The 19,733-nt window shown below is 57.9% G+C and carries 13 protein-coding genes and 1 pseudogene; 8 read left to right on the forward strand and 6 right to left on the reverse strand.

Annotated features, from left to right (window positions below; genetic code table 11):
* The 3 genes and pseudogenes from RB623_RS21145 to RB623_RS21155 form a co-directional block, all read right to left on the reverse strand.
* A pseudogene (locus RB623_RS21145) lies at positions 1-176 on the reverse strand (HlyD family secretion protein); the annotation flags it as partial.
* A gap of 3 nt (positions 177-179) precedes the next feature.
* Complete coding sequence (locus RB623_RS21150) at positions 180-635, reverse strand: hypothetical protein (RefSeq protein ID WP_308058954.1); 456 nt, start codon at positions 633-635, stop codon at positions 180-182.
* A 95-nt stretch (positions 636-730) separates the two neighbouring features.
* Positions 731-2,377, reverse strand: coding sequence for a hypothetical protein (locus RB623_RS21155; protein ID WP_308058956.1), 1,647 nt, complete (start codon positions 2,375-2,377; stop codon positions 731-733).
* Positions 2,378-2,555: 178 nt separating this feature from the next.
* Between RB623_RS21155 and RB623_RS21160 the strand changes: the two genes are divergently transcribed.
* A complete protein-coding gene (locus RB623_RS21160; RefSeq protein ID WP_308058957.1) occupies positions 2,556-2,825 on the forward strand; it encodes a hypothetical protein in 270 nt (89 codons plus the stop codon).
* A 212-nt stretch (positions 2,826-3,037) separates the two neighbouring features.
* On the opposite strand, the gene RB623_RS21165 is transcribed toward RB623_RS21160, so the two are convergent.
* Genes RB623_RS21165 through adiA form a run of 3 tightly spaced genes read right to left on the reverse strand, consistent with a single transcriptional unit; the run spans position 3,038 to position 8,143 of the window.
* Entirely contained in the window at positions 3,038-3,451 is a 414-nt protein-coding gene (locus RB623_RS21165; protein WP_308058958.1) for a hypothetical protein, read from the reverse strand.
* 55 nt (positions 3,452-3,506) lie between these two features.
* The gene (locus RB623_RS21170) at positions 3,507-5,807 is read right to left on the reverse strand and encodes an Orn/Lys/Arg decarboxylase N-terminal domain-containing protein (protein ID WP_308058959.1); all 2,301 of its coding nucleotides are present in this window, start codon (positions 5,805-5,807) and stop codon (positions 3,507-3,509) included.
* Between the two features lie 35 nt (positions 5,808-5,842).
* On the reverse strand, positions 5,843-8,143 hold the full coding sequence (gene adiA, locus RB623_RS21175) for an arginine decarboxylase (RefSeq protein WP_308058961.1): 2,301 nt from the start codon (positions 8,141-8,143) through the stop codon (positions 5,843-5,845).
* Positions 8,144-8,795: 652 nt separating this feature from the next.
* Here adiA and RB623_RS21180 point away from each other — a divergent pair.
* From RB623_RS21180 to RB623_RS21210, 7 genes are all read left to right on the forward strand, one after another.
* Entirely contained in the window at positions 8,796-11,057 is a 2,262-nt protein-coding gene (locus RB623_RS21180; protein WP_308058963.1) for an arginine/lysine/ornithine decarboxylase, read from the forward strand.
* Positions 11,054-13,417, forward strand: coding sequence for an ornithine decarboxylase (gene speC / locus RB623_RS21185; RefSeq protein WP_308059085.1), 2,364 nt, complete (start codon positions 11,054-11,056; stop codon positions 13,415-13,417). Before RB623_RS21180 ends, speC begins: the two co-directional genes overlap by 4 nt.
* Before the next feature lie 33 nt (positions 13,418-13,450).
* Entirely contained in the window at positions 13,451-14,809 is a 1,359-nt protein-coding gene (gene potE / locus RB623_RS21190) for a putrescine-ornithine antiporter (RefSeq protein ID WP_308058964.1), read from the forward strand.
* A 20-nt stretch (positions 14,810-14,829) separates the two neighbouring features.
* A complete protein-coding gene (locus RB623_RS21195) occupies positions 14,830-15,768 on the forward strand; it encodes an amino acid ABC transporter substrate-binding protein (RefSeq protein WP_308058965.1) in 939 nt (312 codons plus the stop codon).
* Positions 15,769-15,913: 145 nt separating this feature from the next.
* Positions 15,914-16,774: a TorF family putative porin gene (locus tag RB623_RS21200; protein WP_308058966.1), complete on the forward strand. Its 861-nt coding sequence runs from the start codon at positions 15,914-15,916 to the stop codon at positions 16,772-16,774.
* A 360-nt stretch (positions 16,775-17,134) separates the two neighbouring features.
* Positions 17,135-18,439, forward strand: coding sequence for an amino acid permease (locus RB623_RS21205; protein WP_308059086.1), 1,305 nt, complete (start codon positions 17,135-17,137; stop codon positions 18,437-18,439).
* 303 nt (positions 18,440-18,742) lie between these two features.
* Positions 18,743-19,669, forward strand: coding sequence for a cation transporter (locus tag RB623_RS21210; RefSeq protein WP_308058967.1), 927 nt, complete (start codon positions 18,743-18,745; stop codon positions 19,667-19,669).
* Positions 19,670-19,733 lie beyond the last annotated feature (64 nt).

Raw genomic sequence — 19,733 nt, forward strand, 5'->3', positions numbered from 1 at the left:
AAGATGAGCGTGATCAGCGTGACCGCCAGGACAAGGCATGCGGTAATTCCCCACCGCAACTCGTACCAGACCGTGTAGATGGTGATCTCCCGGCCGATCCGCTTGCCCTGAACAAAGCGTCGAAACAAATAGTCAGGAACGACGGTCAGCAACGAACAAAGGAAGATTTCCAGCATATCTCACGCCTTGGTGACGGGCACGTTTGCGACAGACTGCGGCAGAGCCTGAGATATGGGTTGGTCCTCAGGTTCGGAAGGAATTGGAATTGCCTGAGTCGCCGTTGGCTGGTCGTATCGGCCGGCAATCCTGTTGAGAGAGTCCGCAATCGAAACCATCGGCGTCCTGAAATCCGGGAATTGAACCATTGCGAGAAGCAATCCCGCGATCCAGAACAGATGGTTATGGGTAAACAGCGAGATGAGCGCGAGCACGCCGATGATCTCGATCTGCGTTCGGTTTGCCCGGTGTGCCATACGTTCCGGCAAGGCATGAAGCCGGAAGTAGAAGGCGCCGAGGAGCAGGATCATCACGACTAGTATGACGACCATGACATTGAAGAGGATGTCGGTTTCGCCCGGTGCTGTAACAAAAGGCGGCAGGTGTTGGGTCGCGAGAGGATTGATCTGCTTGTCCATGCGAGATGCCCATTGAGCCAAGCATCAGGATAAGAGAAAGGTGAACAGTGGAGCGAGCGTGACGGGGTGACTTACAGTAAGCCCCCCTGTTCCGGCTATAACGCTTCTCGGTTGCAGCCACGTTGACTGCGCGGGTCCGTCTCCGCCGCGGGCAGGCCAGCCTCGCGCAACCCGTCGACGACCATTCTTGCCAGGTCGGGACGCAGACTGCGCTTTTCCATATCGGGCCCCACATGATCGCCGTAGCTGGGATCCTGCGCCAGGATGCGCTTGACAGCCCGACAAGCCTCCTCAGTGTGGCCGAGCTGGGCCGCCGCCATAGCTATTGCCACGGGTCCGTAAATCCCAGGAGCGCCCATTTTCCGGGCCTGCATCAGAGCTTCTTCATACCGTCCATGTGCATAGTGATAAAGGAATAAACCTATTCTGTAGCTACCGGGCTGAGCTGGGTTCCGCGCGTAGGATTCTTCGAGAAGCGGAACACCCTTCCGCCATTCGCCAAGCATGGCATATCGCTGTCCAAGATCGGCGGTGATCGAGGTGTCGTTGGGATTAAGTGCGCGGGCCATCTCAAGAGAAGCAATGCTGGATTCCAAGTCAAAAAGGAACCAATACGCCAAAGACCGCGCATAATGGCTCCAGCTTGAGTTTGGAGCCAGTTCGATCGCGCGGTCAGCAAGAGCTAGGGAACGATCGAGCAGGTCGGAGTCTGGCGGAACGGATTCGCCGTGGAAGCGGTAGGTGTTGGAGTAGATCAGCGACAGGCACGCGAAAGCGTCTGCGTAGTTGGGTTCCCGCCTAATTGTGCGCTCCAGGCAAGCGCGAACTTCTGGTAGCAATTTAGGATCGAATGTTCGCCAATATTGGTGAAAATGGAGAACGCAGCCGTAGCTGCTCAACTGATCCGGAGGTTCTCCGTCTCCATCCCTCGCACGGTCGCTGCTGATCATTCCATACGGCTGAGCCAATGTTTGAACGACGCGGTTAGCGACCTCATTGCGCAGTGTAAACATTTCGGATGGGTTCATTGGTCGCTCGAAGCTCTCCGCCCAGATCGTTCGGCCGGTGCGTTGTTCCGCAAAAACGATATCCAGCCAGAACCGGTCACTGGCGATCGCAGCGCCGCCACGCAGTACATACCTGGCCTTGGTTGCAAGAGCCTCTTCAGTATGAGCCTCCGATTCCGGGCCGAACACACGCAACGCGGTGAAGCGGCTAAGTCCGACCACCAATGAACGGGTCAGCCCTTTGGTAAAATGCGGGAAAGCCGAATGATCACCCTCTTCCGTGAAGGGTTCGACGTATAGTGACGGTCCACCTCCAACGATCGATAGCTTACCTTCTATGGGGACCGCTGCCACCGGTTGTCCCTCGCCAACAGTCTCGAAGACGGGGACATAGGAGCCTTTAGGAATTCGGATACGAACCGCCTCGTCGCAACCGCTGGTAAGATAGTAGTGTTCGATTGACCGACGCAGGCGACCTGCAACGATCCGCACAATCGAGTCCACCTGCGCGTCGAAGCTTTCGTCGCGTCCGAAGACGGACGTTGCGATGTTGTAGCCTTTTATCCGCGAGGGTCGTCCTTGCAACGTTTCCTCGACTACATAGGTGAGAAAATCGCGGACCCGCTCCGTCCTGTCGAAATCAGGTGAAGTCAAAATCCGGCACAGGGCTTCGCGAACCGCCTGCGGCGGAGGCCCCTGCTGTCGATCTGTTCCACCAACCTCGGTCTCGAGCATGGTCGTCGACTCCACAGAGCGTGAAGGGAACCCCGCAACCTTCTCATCTATATGACCAGCCACGATAGCAGTTTGTTAGAATATTGATACAGCGGAGTTAACATCCATGAGACAGTGATTAACACCCGTCTCAATCATGGATGCGATATCATGAGGTCTGCAACTTAGGGGAGGCAATGTGACAACGTCACATACACCACGCCTCAATCTTGAACAGATTGTCGCCCGCTTCCCTGGGGACGGCGTGCTGATACGCCGTCTGATGCTCAAAGACGAGACATTCCGCGCGATCTGCGAGGAATATATGCTCGCGCGCGCAAGCCTATCATGGTTCGAAGCACTTCCCGACGGCAACAACAGGCAGGAAGTCCGCGATTTCCGTACGCTCATTCCAGAACTTGAGGTTGAGATAGAGCAATTTCTGCAGAAATCGCGACAGCCGCTGTGAACACGGCAAAGGTTTTGGGGGGTGTCCCTCCTCGAGCCAATTCATCGAACGGTCGCCGCTCGCGTTGCCTTTCATCCGTGGAGTCATGGTCCTGCGTTCAGACCGCATACAGACCCGGCAGTCTGACCCAGCCGGGCGATCCAAAATTGGAAGCACCGCAATGAACCCAGACTCTCTCTTAACCCAGAGATTAAATCTCAGATCAGGTACACTCAGAATACGCAACGATAGTAAGCAGTGGAAAAGTCGGGAAATTCAGCGTCAAACCGCTCAAATTTGTTCTCATCCACAATTCGAAAAGACTCAGATATGCTCCCAAATATAATCGCATCGGAACACGTCAGGCGTGCAGAAAAATGATTCTGCATTTGCCGAATGTTTTGAATCGTACAGGTTGCGAGTGGCCCAGTTATAGTAGCGCCACGGATAATAATGCCAGTATTCAATGACGATCCTTGGTCATTGAACTCAATTCGTCCACCAATATTCTTAAACGTATCACCACACTCCGTTCCTTCCATGGTCCACGCGCCTTGCAACGCATCGAGCGACGCAGCCAGCGATTGGCCGGTTACACTCAGGACAAACAGCCAAAATGCCGCCACCTGCATTACACGATTTGTCATGTGCATGACCTCGTACCCATTTCGCTACTGAAAGAATGCGCCTTTCCGGAGCACGTTAATCGCGTTCAAACTGAGTCGGCTGCTTCAGACATTGGAGATAATGTTCGCCACCACGCACCTCGATCCCGTGCGTTTCATGCGTAAATCCCGGAAAGCGTCGGTCCCAATCCCGTAGCGCCTTGAGATAACCGATGCATGGTCCATCGGCAGGACCGGCGCTCTCGCCAGGCATCATCATTGGGATGCCAGGTGGATACGGCACTATGCTTGTCGCAACTGTCCGATGCGCAACCTCGTCCAGCCTGACGCGTTCCACTTGGTTGCGGACCAGTCGCCGATAGGCCTCGGCCGGAATCATCTCCTGACTTGGCAGCGTGGAGAAGGCCTGCTGCAAATGGTGCATTTGCCCCGACTGCTTGTATTGATCGAACATCTCGTCGCTCAAATCGCGCAAGCCCATAGTGCCATAGCGCTCGGGATACGCAGTGACGAGACCGGGCAGTATCACCTCCAATTTGATGTTCGCATCGTAGTCTTCCTTGAATTTTATCAGCGTGGTCAGCAACGTGCCCCATTTGGCCTTTGTCATCCCGATCGAGAAAAGGAACAGAATAGTGAAGTCCTGCACCTTTTCGTACTCGAAGCCGTGGCGAACGAGATAGGCTGCGATGATCGAGGCAGGGATACCCCGCTGTTCCAACTGGCCGTCGCCGGCGACGCCGGGCGCTACGACGGTGACCTTGATCGGATCGAGCATGCAGTAACCGTCTTCAAGACCGTCGAAGCCGTGCCAAGCATCGTCTGGGTGCAACACCCAGCAGTCAGGGTCAGTGACTAGGAGTGCCTCGGGCGCGTCCTCAAAAGCGAGGCGCTGCCCCGAGGCTGGATCCGTAATTTCAGTCGCATTCCATGTGCTGAAGAACCATTGGTCCGCTTGAGCGTACTGCCGCTTGATCAGGCCGACTGTCTGTCGAAAGCTCACTGCCTCCCGGATAGCCTCGGTTGTCAATGCCACGCCGCTCGCTCCCTCCATCATCGCAGCGGAAATCTCGTTCGAAGCGATGATGGGGTAAAACGGCGATGTCGATGCGTGCATCATGAACGACTCGTTGAAGCGGGCATGCTCGATAGGGTCGCGTCCGTCCCTTATGTGGATGAAAGAGGCCTGCGAAAGCGCAGCCAATAGCTTGTGTGTCGAATGGGTCGCGAACAGTGTCGGCCCGTCCGTATACTCCGCCGGGTCGCCGAACATAGCATGACGGCCCCTGTAAAGCGGATTGAAACGGGCGTAGGCGTACCAGGCCTCATCGAAGTGCAGCCGGTCGATAACGTCGCCGCCGATCTCGATCACCCGCTCGACGTTGTAGATCAATCCGTCATATGTCGAATTGGTGATGATCGTATGCCGCGGCTTCAATCTATTAGCGCTGGTGGTCAACGGGTTCGCGTCTGCCCGCGCCCGCACTGTTTCCGGCTGCAGGTCTTCAGGATATATTGGACCGATGATGCCATACCGATTACGGTGCGGCACCAAATAGACCGGGATGGCTCCCGTCATCACCAGCCCATGCTCGATTGATTTGTGGCAATTCCGGTCGCACAGCGCGATGTCGTTCTGGGTCAGGCTTGCCATGAAGATAGTTCGGTTGGAGCCTGATGTTCCGTTGGTCGTCGTATAGGACCGATGTGCGCCAAATACCCGCGCGGCAAATCTTTCGCTTTCGCCGATTGGCCCGCTGTGATCGAGCAGAGAGCCTACCGCAGCCATACCGATCGAAAGATCGGAACGTAGCATGTTCTCGCCGAAGTATTCGAAGAACACCTTCGATACCGGCGTCTTCAGGAATGCCGTGCCACCGAGGTGCCCAGGTGTTCCAAATGCATAGTCGCGAACATTGGCCTGGGCGAGCATCGCAGAGAACATCGGCGGAAGCAGATTCTCCCGATAGCGCTGGATTGCAGCTTCGATTCGGCCCGCGATGAACGAAGGGGTATCTTCGACCAGCCAGATGAACTCGTTCGCCAGTTTGAGCGTGCTTAAAGGGATCTCGGGAATATGGCTGCGCTCGCCAAACAAGAACGCCGGCGCACGATCATTTCGTGCACGAAACGCGCGCAGCACAGTCTCGGCTCCGCCTGACGGATCGATATCGGCATCGACAATCACTGCGCCGATCAACGGATCGGCTCGGATTGCCGACTCGCCGTCGTCGGCTGAACGCGCCCGTACCACCTCGAAGCCGCGCGCCTGCAACTGCTCAATCAGAGCTATCCCTGAACGCGCCAGTGTTGTCTCGCTTGGGATGTCACCATACGCCAGCAGAATGCTCAATGGTGACATAGCTGTCTGAGCCATCGAATCCTCCTCGAGGCAACAGTGAGATTGGAGCTCTATCGAACGCAAAGCACATGATAGGTGCCGTCGATAGCTTCAGCACCTTCAGTGACATGCTCGAATCCCGGGAATTGCCGGTCCCACGCCGCGAGGCCGCGTAAATATCCAATCTGGGGGCCGTCGTCGGCACCGAAGTTCTCTCCAGACATCAACATAGGGATACCCGGCGGATAGGGCATGACACCGTTGGCTGCCGTGCGATGTGCAAGTGCATCAACAGGCACATGCTCGACGTCGCCCGAGACTATTCGCCCATACGCTTCCCGAGGAGTTAGGTCTGGCGTCGGCAGCGTCTCGTATGCACGGTTTAAAAGCTCGCCCGGGCGATTTTGTCGGATGTATTCGAGCATCTCATCGCCAAGGTCACGCAGTCCGATGTTTTGGTATCGCCCGCCATGTTGTGCGGTAAGCTCCGGCAGTACTTCCGCTACCTTGCTGTTCTTGTCGTAGTGACGCTTGAACGAAAGCAGATTCATTACCAGAGTGCCCCACTTCCCCTTGGTGATTCCGATGGAGAAAAGGAACATGATCTGGAAGTCGGTAACGCGAGTGGGAACGATGCCGAAGCGCGTAAAATAGGCATTCACCAGCGCAGCCGGGACGCCCGTCTGCAGGATCTGGCCGTCGTCTCCCATGCCGGGAGCAAGGATGCTCACCTTTACGGGATCGAGCATGCACCAATTGGGCGCGATATCGTCAAAACCATGCCACTTGTCCGTCGGCTGCATCAGCCAGGGATCTTGCTGAGTGCAGAGCAATTCCGCAGGAGCATCCTCGAAGTCGATCTTGCGGCCGGTCTTCGGATCTAGGACCGTTTCCGCGTTCCAGGGCTTAAAGAACCAATCGCCCTTGTCGTCGAATTTCTTCCGAATGCGACCGATCGTCTGCCGGAAATCGACTGCTTCCTGGATCACTTCTTGAGTTAGGGAATAGCCGGTCCGGCCATCCATCATTGCCGAGGATATGTCGTTTGACGCTAAAATTGCGTATAGCGGGGATGTGGTCGTATGCATCATGTAGGCTTGGTTGAACCGTTGATGGTCGATGGCTCCCCGACCGTCCCGAATGTGGATATACGAAGCCTGTGAAAGTGCAGCCAGCAACTTGTGTGTAGAGTGTGTGGCAAAAATGGTAGCGCCTTGGTGCTCTGCAGGATCGCCACGCATTGCGAAGTGACCGTCGTACATCGGATTGAAGCGGGCGTATCCGTACCAAGCTTCATCGAAATGAATGCGGTCGCAGCTCTTTTCGAGCAAACTTTGCGCCGTTGTGGCGTTGTAGCAGAGACCGTCGTAAGTGCAGTTGGTTATGACCGAATAGGCTGGCTTGCGTCCGATCAATCCCAGCGTTAGTGGGCTTGCTTCCGTTTTGGCCTGCAGAGCCGCGGGTTCTAACTGCGAGGGGGGAATTGGACCGATAATTCCGTAACGGTTTCGTGTGGGGATCAAATAGACGGGCCGGGCGCCCGTCAGAATGAGACCCTGCTCGATCGACTTGTGGCAATTCCGGTCGAGAATCACCAAGTCGTTCTCATTGGCACAGGCTTGCATTATTGTCCTGTTGGACCCGGAGGTGCCGACGACACCCGAGTAACTCCGGTGTGCGCCAAACACCCGTGCCGCATACCGCTCGCTGGTCGCCACAGGACCAGTGTGATCAAGCAGAGACCCGAGTTGGCCTCGCTCGATGCCCATATCGGTACGGAACAGGTTCTCGCCGTAGAAATCGAAGAAGGCACGACCCGCCGGAGTCTTGATAAACGCAATGCCTCCCTGGTGGCCGGGCGCGGACCACGAGTGTTCGCGAAGCCGCGCATAGTCGGCAAGCGCCCTCGCGTACGGGGGTAACACGGACGCCCGATACCGTTCTATCGCCGCCAGCACACGGCCCGCGATAAAATCCGGCGTGTCCTCAAGCATCCAGACGAACTCATCGACCATCTCCGCTACTTCGATAGTAATCGTCCGTGCCGCGATCGTGCGCTCAGCCAAGAGAAAGACTGGCACCTCGCCGTGACGTTCTCGTAGCTTTTCCAGGAGTTCCATCGCTTGGCGATGAGAACCGTCGTCGTCAGCACCGAGGTCCCAGTCCAGAAGCACGGCCTGAATCGAAGCGTCGGCCACCACGACGGCTTGCCCATCTTCGAACGAGTAAGCTCGCGCCACGTCGACGCCTCTTTCCTCCAGCGTTCGCGCAAGGTTCTCGGCAGCTCTGCCAAGGCTCGTCTCAAGCTTGGCAAGATCGTCGTCGATGATCAATGCGCGGGGTCGGAACTGCTTGGCACCCGTATCGGTCATACTCCCCCCTCCTGGCTGATGAAGAATCTCGGCGGTTAATCGTAGCGCTGCAACGCATCGCAGCCAGCCACTGCCTCAAGAGCTACATCGCTCGGCGCATAGCATTCATTGAGAAGCAAGCACGACGTCCAAAGATTGGCGCATGGCCTCCCAGGAGCACAACATTCAAGGAGTAACATACTGTAACCCCAGCTTTTACCTGAAGCCACATTTGCGTATTCTACGCGCGTGGAGGCTTGCGATCCTTGTCGCGGGAATATCGGGCGGAGCTGCTTTCGAACGCCTCACTTCCCTGACATTTGCCGGTTTGAGGTAAGCCAAAACGCTGGCAACTGGGAGTTTGCTCACATTTGCTGCCAATTCGTTGGATATTTTCGGCACCTCGTGCTGGCACCAACTCAATTTAACTTATAGCCCGAATGCGCCGGCGGCACATTACGTCAGGCCCCTAAGCCGCTACTGTAACTTACACTACCACCCTTGTCGGGCGGTCGACCACCAGCCAAGCTCGGACGGTGGTTCTTTTGGGCTGGGAAACGGCCACCCTCGTCGTGGGGTTGTCAACAATATCTCTCGACGGGAAGCGTTTCCGAACTCGACTACAACGCCTTCGGGCAACACGTCAGCGGACTTCAGGCAGTCGGAGTAGTCTATGCGCGAAGTTCAAGCGTTCCCAATAGCCATCATCGACGAGGACTATGAGGGCAAGAACGCTGCCGGCCGGGGCATGCAGCAGCTCGCCGCCGCTATCGAAAAGGAAGGCTTTCGTGTGGTGGCCGGGGTCACCTACGAGGATGCCCGACGGCTCGTCAAAATCTTCAACAACGAATCCTGCTGGCTCGTATCCGTCGACGGCTCGGAGGACGCGGAGACAAAGTGGCAAGTGCTCGAGGAGGTGCTCGCAGCAAAAAGAAGCCGCAACGACCGCCTGCCGATCTTCCTGTTTGGCGACGAAATGACGGCGGAAATGGTCCCGATAAGCGTGATGAAGCACGCCAACGCCTTCATGCGCCTGTTCGAAGACTCCTCGGAATTCATCGCGCGCGTCATTGTGCGCGCCGCCGAACTCTATCTGGACCGGCTGCCACCGCCGATGTTCAAGGCGTTGATGGAGTACACGCTCCAGGCGAGCTACTCTTGGCATACCCCGGGTCATGGCGGCGGCGTCGCTTTCCGCAAAAGCCCGGTAGGCCAGCTCTTCTACGAATTCTTCGGCGAAAACACGCTGCGCTCGGACATTTCCGTGTCGGTGGGCTCGCTCGGCTCGCTCCTAGACCATACCGGGCCGATCGCCGAGGGTGAGCGCAACGCCGCACGTATCTTTGGCGCCGACGAGACACTGTTCGTCGTCGGCGGCACCTCGACTGCCAACAAGATCGTCTGGCACGGGACGGTGGGCCGTGGCGATCTCGTGCTCTGCGACCGCAACTGCCACAAGTCGATCCTGCATTCGCTGATCATGACCGGCGCGACGCCGATCTATCTGATCCCGTCGCGCAACGGCCTCGGAATCATCGGTCCGATCTCCCGGGACCAGTTCACGTGCAAGTCGATCGAAAAGAAGATCTCTGAAAGCAACTTTGCGAAGGAGACGAACGGCAAGGTCCGCCTTATGGTGATGACCAACTCAACCTATGACGGCCTCTGCTACAACGTCGACGCCATCAAGGAACTGGTCGGTGACACCGTCCAAGTCCTGCATTTCGACGAGGCATGGTATGCCTATGCCAACTTCCACGAGTTCTACGACGGTTTTCACGGCATATCCTCCGGCAATCCCGCCCGCTCGCGGAACGCCATAACCTTCACCACGCACTCGACCCACAAGCTGCTGGCCGCCCTGTCGCAGGCCTCCATGATCCATGTGCAGCATGCCGAGACCAAGCGGCTGGACATGGCCCGTTTCAACGACGCGTTCATGATGCACACGTCAACCTCGCCGCAATACGGCATCATCGCCTCCTGCGATGTCGCCGCCGCGATGATGGAGCAGCCGGCCGGCCGGGCGCTGGTGCAGGAGACGATCGAGGAGGCGCTGAGCTTCCGCCGCGCAATGTCAGCCGTCAAAAAACAGATCAAGGCTTCGTGGTGGTTCGACGTCTGGCAGCCGGACGCAATTGCTAAGCGGCCGGCCGAGACGAAAGCCGAATGGATCCTGAAGCCGGGCGAGCGCTGGCATGGATTCGAGGGTCTGGCCGAGAACCACGTTCTGGTCGATCCCATCAAGGTGACGATCCTCAGCCCTGGTCTTTCCGCCAATGGCGACATGCAGGATCTCGGGATTCCCGCGGCGGTTGTCGTAAAATTCCTTTCTTCAAGGCGGATCGAGATCGAGAAGACCGGGCTTTATTCGTTCCTCGTCCTGTTCTCGATGGGCATCACCAAGGGCAAGTGGAGCACACTTGTCACCGAGTTGCTCAACTTCAAGGATCTTTATGACGCGAATGCCCCGCTGAAGACCGTGCTGCCCGCGCTGGCCGAAGCGCATCCGGAAGCCTACGCGAACACCGGCCTCAAGGATTTGTGCGACCTGGTGCATCGCACCTATCGCGAGGACAACCTGCCCAAGGCGCAGCGGGACATGTACACGACCCTGCCCGAGATGGCGCTGCGGCCGGCCGACGCCTACGAATGCCTGGTGCGCGGCAACGTCGAGAGCGTCGAGATCGACCATCTGATGGGCCGCACGCTGGGCGTGATGGTCGTCCCCTATCCGCCTGGCATCCCGCTGATCATGCCCGGAGAACGGATCACGGCGGCGACGACATCCATCCACGACTACCTGATCTACGCGCGCGATTTCGACAAGAAGTTTCCGGGTTTCGAGACCGACATCCACGGCCTGCGCTTCGAACACACGCCGAATGGCCGGCGCTACCTTATCGACTGCGTCAAAGAGGGCGCTCAACGATGATCCCTCGCGATGTGAAGGCTCCGACAGTCGCCATACCCTTCAATCATCTGCTGAAGATCGTCGCCATCGTCGACGAAAATAATCCCCAGACCCGGGCGCTGCTCGACCACATTGCCGCGGAAAATTTCGAGATCGAAATCAGCGACAACCTTTCGCGCGACGTTTCCGAGGATTCGGAGGTTGGCGCCTATATCGCCCTGGTGGATGGGGACCGCTTGCAGGGCGCGCGCGATCTCGCGCTAGCGGTGCGCGGTATCGGGTTCCAGACACCGCTCTGGGCCCTGGCTGATTCGCGCAAGCTTGCCGACATGGCTGTCCTCGACCTGACCGGGCAGGTGGATGGCTATATCTATCTCGGCCAGCAGACGCCGGCCTTCTACGCCAAGAAGGTCATCGCCAGCCTGATGATGTACGGGCGGACGCTGTTGCCACCGTTCTTCGGCGGGCTGATGGCTTATGACGGCGAAGCCAACATCGCCTTCGATTGTCCCGGTCACCAGGGCGGGCAGTTCTACCGGAAATCTCCCGCCGGTCAGCTCTTTTTCAAGCACTTTGGCGAGAGCATCTTCCGCAACGACCTTTGCAACGCCGATGTCGACCTGGGCGACCTGCTGATTCACGAGGGTCCGGCAGTCGAGGCGCAACGCTACGCCGCGAAAGTGTTCGGCGCCGACAAGACCTACTTCGTGCTGAACGGCACCAGCACCTCCAACAAGATCGTGACAAACGCCGTGCTCAAGCGTGGCGATCTCGTCCTCTTCGACCGCAACAACCACAAGTCCCTGCACCAGGGCGCTTTGGTGCAGGCGGGCGCGATCCCGATCTTCCTGCCGACGGCCCGCAACGCCTTCGGCATGATCGGCGCGGTCGATTGGGATGCCTGGGACGAGACCTATCTGCGCGACCAGATTCGCGCGAGTCCCCTGCTCAAGGACAAGGCGCGCGCTGACGCGGAGCGGCCGTTCCGGCTGGCCTGCATCCAGCTCGCAACCTATGACGGCACCGTCTACAACGTCCGCAAGGTCCTGGAGAAGATCGGCCATCTCTGCGACTACGTGCTCTGGGACGAGGCGTGGATTGGCTACAATGCCTTTCACCCGCTTTTCGAAGATCACAGCCCCATGCGGCTGGAAGCGCCCGACCCTCAGATGGCCGGGCTCTTTTCCACCCAGTCCGTTCACAAGCAGGGTGCCGGCTTCTCACAGGCGTCGCAAATCCACAAACGAGACGACCACATCCGCGGTCAGCGCCGCTATGTCGAGCACAAACGGTTCAACGAGTCGTTCCTGATGAACGCCTCGACATCGCCATTCTACCCGCTCTTCGCTTCCATCGAGGTCAACGCCAAGATCCACGAAGGCAAGGCCGGCGAGATGCTCTGGGACCGGTGCATCGCGCTGGGCATCGAATGCCGGAAGAAGTTCCGCGAATTCGGCCAATACTATCGCGACAACGGCCGGGACGAACAGGAGAAATGGTTCTTCGACCCGTTCGTGCCCGACAAGGTGACGATCCGGAACTCAAAGGTTACGGAAGACGTCACCGACATTCCGTGGGAAAGCCTGCCGACCGACGTGCTGAGGCGCGAGCAACAGTGCTGGAACTTCCAGCCGGAGGCGCGCTGGCATGGCTACGCAGGTTACGTCGACGGCTATGCGATGGTCGACCCTAACAAGTTGGCATTGCTCACGCCGGGCATCGATCGCACAACCGGCGAATATCTGAGTTTCGGCGTGCCCGCGACCGTGGTCGCGAACTACCTGCGCGAACAAAGGGTGGTGGCCGAGAAGTGCGACCTCAACAGCTTACTCTTCCTGATGACGCCCGCCGAAGACGAGAGCAAGCTCAACACGCTGATCGCCAAGCTGGTCCGTTTCAAGAACCTTTGGGACCGCGACGCGCCGCTGGCAGAAGTGTTGCCGACGGTCTGCGCGGCCAACAGTGAGCGATATGTCGGCTACACGATCCGCCAGATCTGCGACGAGATGCATGACTTCTACCGTTCCGCCAACATCAAGGAACTGCAGCGGCGATGCTTCCGGGCCACGAGTTTCCCGGAGCTCGCCATGTCACCGGAGGACGCCTACGCGGCGCTGGTGGCGAACGACGTGGATTATATACCCTTGGACGAGATCAAGGATCGCATATCGGCCACGCTTGCGCTGATTTACCCGCCCGGCATCGGCGTGATCGTGCCCGGCGAGCGGTGGGACGAACGAGCCCAACCGATGCTGGATTACTTCCACGCCTTTGAGGAGTCGTTCAATCGATTTCCGGGCTTCAACTATGAGGTGCAGGGCGTCTTCCAGGAGAAGATCGACGGCCGCATCAAGTTCCACACCTACGTGGTCCGCAAGTGACCGGCAGGGGCGAGACACTGGGGAGGATTGGCTATGGCTGAACAGCCGAAAAAGATGAACCTGGTCCAACTGACCTTCATTGTAGCTGTCAACATGATGGGCTCAGGCATTATCATGCTGCCGACCAACATGGCGAAGGTCGGCGCCATATCGCTGCTGTCGTGGATCGTCACCGCTCTGGGCTCAATGGCGATCGCCTATGGGTTCGCGCAGGCAGGAATCTTCAACCAGCGGCCTGGCGGAATGTCGGCCTATGCCGAGGATGCTTACGGCAAATCCGGCTACTTCCTTGTCTTCCTGCTGTATTTCCTGTCGCTGGCGATCGGAAACGTGGCGATCGGCATATCGGCGGTCGGATATCTCGCGTCCTTCTTCCCCTGGCTTGCCTCCACGCCCGTGGCAACCTGCCTCGGCGTCATCGTTCTCCTCTGGCTGACGACGGTCGCGAATTTCGGAGGCCCAAGCGTCACCGGGCGGATAGGCTCGTTCACCGTGTGGGGCGTCATCATCCCGGTGGGGATGCTCTCGATCATCGGCTGGTTCTGGTTCAGCCCGACCATCTTCGCCGCGGCCTGGAATCCGCACGGCCTGAGCCTGGCGGAAGGCATGGGATCAAGCATCGCGCTCACGCTATGGGCCTTTCTCGGCATGGAATCGGCCGCTCAGAACTCGTCCGCGGTCGAGAACCCGAAGCGCGACGTTCCACTAGCGTGCCTGTTCGGTACGCTCGGCGCCGCCGTGGTTTACATCCTTTCGACCACGGTCATCCAAGGCATCGTGCCGAACGAGGAACTCGCAAAATCGACCGGTCCGTTTGGTCTCGCCTACGCCCACATGTTCAGCCCGGTTGTCGGCTCGATCATCATGATCCTTGCGATCGTCGCCTGCTTGGGCTCGCTGCTGGGTTGGCAGTTCACCATCGCACAGACCGGAAAATCCGCCGCAGACGAGCGGATGTTCCCCGCCTTCTTCACGAAGGTGAACAGCATGGGTGCGCCGATCACAGGAATGATAGTTCTCGGCATCGTTCAATCGCTCCTGGCTTTGATGACAATTTCGCCTACCCTAAGTGAACAGTTCGCGGCGCTGGTTAACCTGGCAGTGGTAACGAACGTGCTGCCCTACATAATCTCGCTCTCAGCGCTCATCATCATGATGAAGACCGCCGGAGTATCTCAGGGCAAATACCGTCTGAACGTCGCGGTGGTTCTTGTGGCGATGCTCTACAGCACCTACGCACTCTACGCTTCCGGCCATTCTGCGGTGATGGGCGGCATGCTGGTGACTGCCCTCGCCTTCATCATCTGGGGCTTCATTGCGCCGCGTTTCTCCGCAAACACGCAAACGGCGGGCAAGTTCGCGTCCACCGCGCACGGACTTGCCGCAGAGTAGGCGCCGAGAGGAGATCAGTCATGTTCAAGACCCAAAATACCCTCTGCCGTTATCAACTCCTAACCTGGCTAACTACTGGTGCGTTGCTCGCCCTGTCGTTTCTTGATGCTACCTCGGCCGGCGCGGCGACCCTCGATAGAATTCGCCAGGCAGGCAAGGTGACGTTCGGCTTCTACGACGCCGATGCACGTCCGTTCTCCTTCGCCGAGGAGCCGGGCAAGCCGACCGGTTATACAATATCGCTCTGCGAGAAGATCGCCGAAGAGATCAGAGCTGAGGTCGGCATCTCCGAACTAGCCGTCGAGTGGATACCGGTCGCGATCGAGGACCGCTACACGGCTATCGAACAGGGCAAAATCGATCTCCTGTGCGGCGCTTCTGCCGTCACTTTGGAAAGGCGCAAGCAGGTCTCGTTTTCCATCCCGATTTTCTCTGGTGGCATTACAGTGATGCTGCGGACAGACTCCGCAAGGGCGCTCCACGACGTGCTCGCCGGCCGTCCGGCATCCGGCCCTATCTGGCGGGGCTTTCCGGCTCAGCTTCTGGTCGGCAAGACCTTCTCGGTCGTGGCCGGAACGACCGCGGAGACGTGGCTCGCCGATCGCCTGCATGATTTCCAGCTGGCGGCCACCGTCGCTCCGGTCGAGGACTACAACGTGGGAGCCCAGCGTCTGCTGGAGCGCACGAGCGATGCCCTCTTCGGGGAACACTCCGTGCTGGTGGAAGCTGCGGCGCATAGTTCGGCGCCAGGTGATCTCTTCGTGCTGGAGAGGATGTTCACGTCCGAACCTGACGCGCTCGCGGTTCCTAGGAACGACGACGACTTCCGCCTGGTCGTGGATCGATCGTTGAGCCGATATTTTGGAACGGACGAATTTCGTGATCTTTACGCGAAATGGTTCGGTCGAGTGGACGAGACCGTCCTGAGTTTCTTCCGCAAAAGCGCGTTGCCGGAATGATGCCGGACGCTGAAGGTTGGCTTGATGCAGAAATACCACATGCTCCGCCCAACGACCCATACGGTAGCCAGTCGGCTGTTATGTTAGCGACAACGAGTGTACTCTAGAATTGAGGGAGTCGCAGCAAGGCCAAGAGGAGCGGAACATGATTGGATTGATCTGCAGCAAGGTCAGCGCGTATAAATGGCCAATACTAAGACAAGCAGCGGTTGTCTCGATTGCGATTTTCCTTACAGGCCGCGCCGACGCAATCGAACAGGATATCGGCCCTGATTCGCCTCCACAACCGCAAGAGATTGTGGCTACGCCTCTTGTGCCCTTCAACGTTGGCTTTGGCATCGCACTATCGACGGAATATGCCTCGCGCGGCATTACCAATTCTGACCGCAAACCGGCAATCCAAGGCTATATCGAGCCAAGTGTCGAACTGCCGGTGGTTGGCACCACTTATGTCAACATTTGGGCGTCGAATGTTGACTATGGCGAAGGATTCGAGGGCGCCGAGATTGATGTTGCGGCTGGTATCAGACCGGAACTCGGTCCGCTTTCATTTGACCTTGGCTATGTCCACTACTTCTATACGCCGGAGCACGTCAGCCCAGACTATGGAGAAATTTTTGCTAAAGTTGACTACAATGTCAATGACATGTTCACGGTGGGGGGTCGTGTATTCTTTGCTCCGGATTTTAATCAAAGTGGAACTACCGGTACCTGGGTTGCCGCCGGCGTAAGAGTGCCGTTGCCACATGACTTCGCGGTCTATGGTGGCATTGGCTATCAGTTCCTTGAGGATCCTGACGCGTTCGAGCAGCTCGCGTGGACGGCAGGTATCTCGTATACTTGGAAAACGCTTACCTTCGATGTTCGCTATATAGATACAGATCTTTCAGAGGAAGGGTGCATAGTTCGTAGTGGTTTCGCCGATGGCTGCGAATCCAGGGTTAGGGCAACCGTTTCCTTCGATACGAGTTGGTCGGCGGTCAAGGACTGGATGTCCGAGCGGTAGCAGGCCTCCACGCCAGGCAGCCAGTTGGAGCGTCCTTTACCGCGCCGGCAGAGGTCGGCGAATAACGTTACGAGCAGATGGCCTCGATGGTGTTCACTTACTCGGGATAGGCGCCGGGTTTGGGGAGTTACACAGCGAAGATGCGCCAGCTTTGATCAGAGTAGTAGATTGCTGGGATAAGCGGAGACATTTGGGAAAAGACGTCAGGGGTATTGCCTCGTACCAGCAATCTCGGGCGAACGCGGATCGGATGCCTGCTTGACAAAAGCAAAAACCACGGGTCGTTCAAGACAGTCCACGAGCGGACACCCTTCCGAGGAAGGCATTCCCGTGCATTCGGATGGCCGAAAAAGCCTCGGAATGGCGGCGTGCACAGCCATCGTAGTCGGCAACATGGTTGGATCGGGCTTCTATTTGTCGCCTGCTGCGGTCGCGCCATATGGCAACCTTGCCATCGTCGTCTGGATCGTGATGGCCGGGGGCGCAATTTGTCTTGGGCTGACCTTTGCGAGGCTCGCACGCCTGGCGCCCGCTACCGGCGGGCCTTATGCTTACACCCGCTTGGCCTACGGTGATTTCCCCGGGTTTCTCATAGCGTGGGGTTACTGGATATCGATCTGGGCCTCGCTGCCACTGATCGCCGTGGCTCTGGCCGGCGCGATCGTCGACCTCTTCCCGATGGTGCGCGGCCGGGCAACAGTCGCTGCTCTCACCCTTGTGGCGATCTGGATAGTTGTTTTCGTCAATCTCCGAGGCGTCAAGACCGCCGGCGTAGTGGCGCAGGTGACAACCTACGCCAAGCTGCTGCCATTTGGTGCCGTCGCCATCATCGGGCTGATCTACATAGACCTATCGCATTTCAGCGAATTCAATCCGAGCGGGAAACCATTGCTGCAGGCGAGCGCCGCGTTGGCTCCCCTGACGATGTTCGCCTTTCTTGGACTCGAGTCGGCGACCGTGCCGGCTGGCGATGTCCGAGACCCGGAGCGCACAATTCCTCGCTCGACAGTGCTGGGCATCATGATCGCAGCGACCCTTTATGTGCTCGGAACCGTGGTGGTGATGGGTGTGCTGCCTCGGCAGGAGCTTGTACATTCGCTTGCTCCGTTCTCGGATGCCGCCGGTGCGATGTGGGGACGCACAGGCGAGATTTCGATCTCGATCGCCGTGATCCTGTCGTCTCTTGGCGCGCTTAATGGTTGGACTCTGTTGATGGGGCAGGTGCCAATGGCGGCCGCGCGCGATGGATTATTCCCGCCATTGTTCGGTAGCATTTCGACGCGCGGTGTCCCGGCAATTGGAATCTTGATCTCGGCTGTCCTTGCCACGGTGCTTGTTTTGGTGCAGGCGGTCGGTGCCAGCGGATTCGCTTCATTCTACAATCTGGTTGTCGGATTGAGTACAATGGCTGCGGTCATCCCTTACGCGTTTTGCGCACTTGCCGGCAGCCTTGTCGCGGCCCGCGTCACCGATGGCGCGTATGTCCCGAAGGTGAGCGTTGTTGAGGTTGTTGCATTTGTGTTTGCGATGTTCACGCTCTACGGCTGCGGCGCCGAGCCGGTCCTCTACGGCTTGGTTCTACTGCTCCTGGGCATTCCAGTATATGTCTGGCAACGGCGGCACACTAGAGCACGCCCGGAAACTGATGAATTCATTGTGGGGTAACACCAAGACATAAAGCGGACAAAAAGAGAAAATTTATAAGGGAGGAAAATTCGGAATCTGTAGGCTGAAATGCACAAAGTTTACTTCTATCGCCATATTTGAGGTTTCATCTTAGGGTGATTCGATTTCACAGATCTGCCGTGGTTGGATTTGTACATATTCCATAATGTTCATGATTTTCATTAGTATGGAAACGTTGCCATAAGGTGTTTGACGCTTGTGACGCTGCCCATCCGTTGACCGCCGCCCATGCCGGCTGCTGTTTTCTGCTGGTAGCCTGGCTATGAACATTCGAGAAATGAAATGCTCAACGAACAAAGCCTTCTGCGCATTTCGATCTGTGCAACCGTCGTTGTTGCCTCGTTCGGCATTGTACTTGGATTGCTGTCCGGCTCGTTCTCCATCGTCTTCGACGGTGTCTATTCTCTCGGCGATGCCGGTATGACGGCGCTGGCCCTCTGGATCTCCAGCCTGATCGTCAGGTCGGCGCAGCGCGAGAAGCCGTATGGAAAGCTTCATGGCCGTTTCACCATGGGCTTCTGGCATCTGGAGCCGATTGTCCTGCTGCTCAACGGCACCTTGCTGATGGCCGTCGCGGTCTACGCGCTGATCAATGCCATCGCCAACATATTGGAAGGAGGGAATGAGCTTCGGTTCGACTACGCAATCGTCTACGCCGCAATCACGGTGGTCATATGCCTGACGATGGCTTGGCTGGAGGGGCGGGCGAACCGTCGGCTGCAATCCGATTTCATCGCCCTGGACGTCAGGGCCTGGATCATGTCGGGAGGAATCACGCTTGCTCTGCTGATTGCCTTCGTCACCGGCTATGCCGTGAAGGGAACACCGCTGGACCGGATCGCCCCTTACGTGGACCCAGCCGCCCTTGCGCTGATATGCGTCGTTATCATCCCCTTGCCGATCGGCACGGTGCGGCAGGCACTCTCCGATATCCTGCTGATCGCCCCCACGGAACTGAAGGCCCGCGTCGATCAGGTTGCCGCCGAAACCATCGAGCGGCACGGCTTTCTCTCCCACCGGGCCTATGTCGCGCGGGTTGGGCGCGCCGTCCAGATCGAGATTTACTTTATCGTTCCAACGGGGCAGCCCCCAAAGCTAATCGAGGAATGGGACCAGATACGCGACGAGGTGGGCCGGGCGATCGGAGAGGAGGGGCACGATCGTTGGCTTACCATCGCCTTTACGGGAAATGTCGCATGGGCTGAATGAGCGCGGCGACCTCTCGCCACGACATCTCGCATGTTGCACGGTCTCACTGCAGGCATTGCAGAGG

Source organism: Mesorhizobium sp. LHD-90 (genome assembly GCF_030929505.1).
In the GTDB taxonomy this organism is placed as follows: Bacteria; Pseudomonadota; Alphaproteobacteria; order Rhizobiales; family Rhizobiaceae; genus Kumtagia.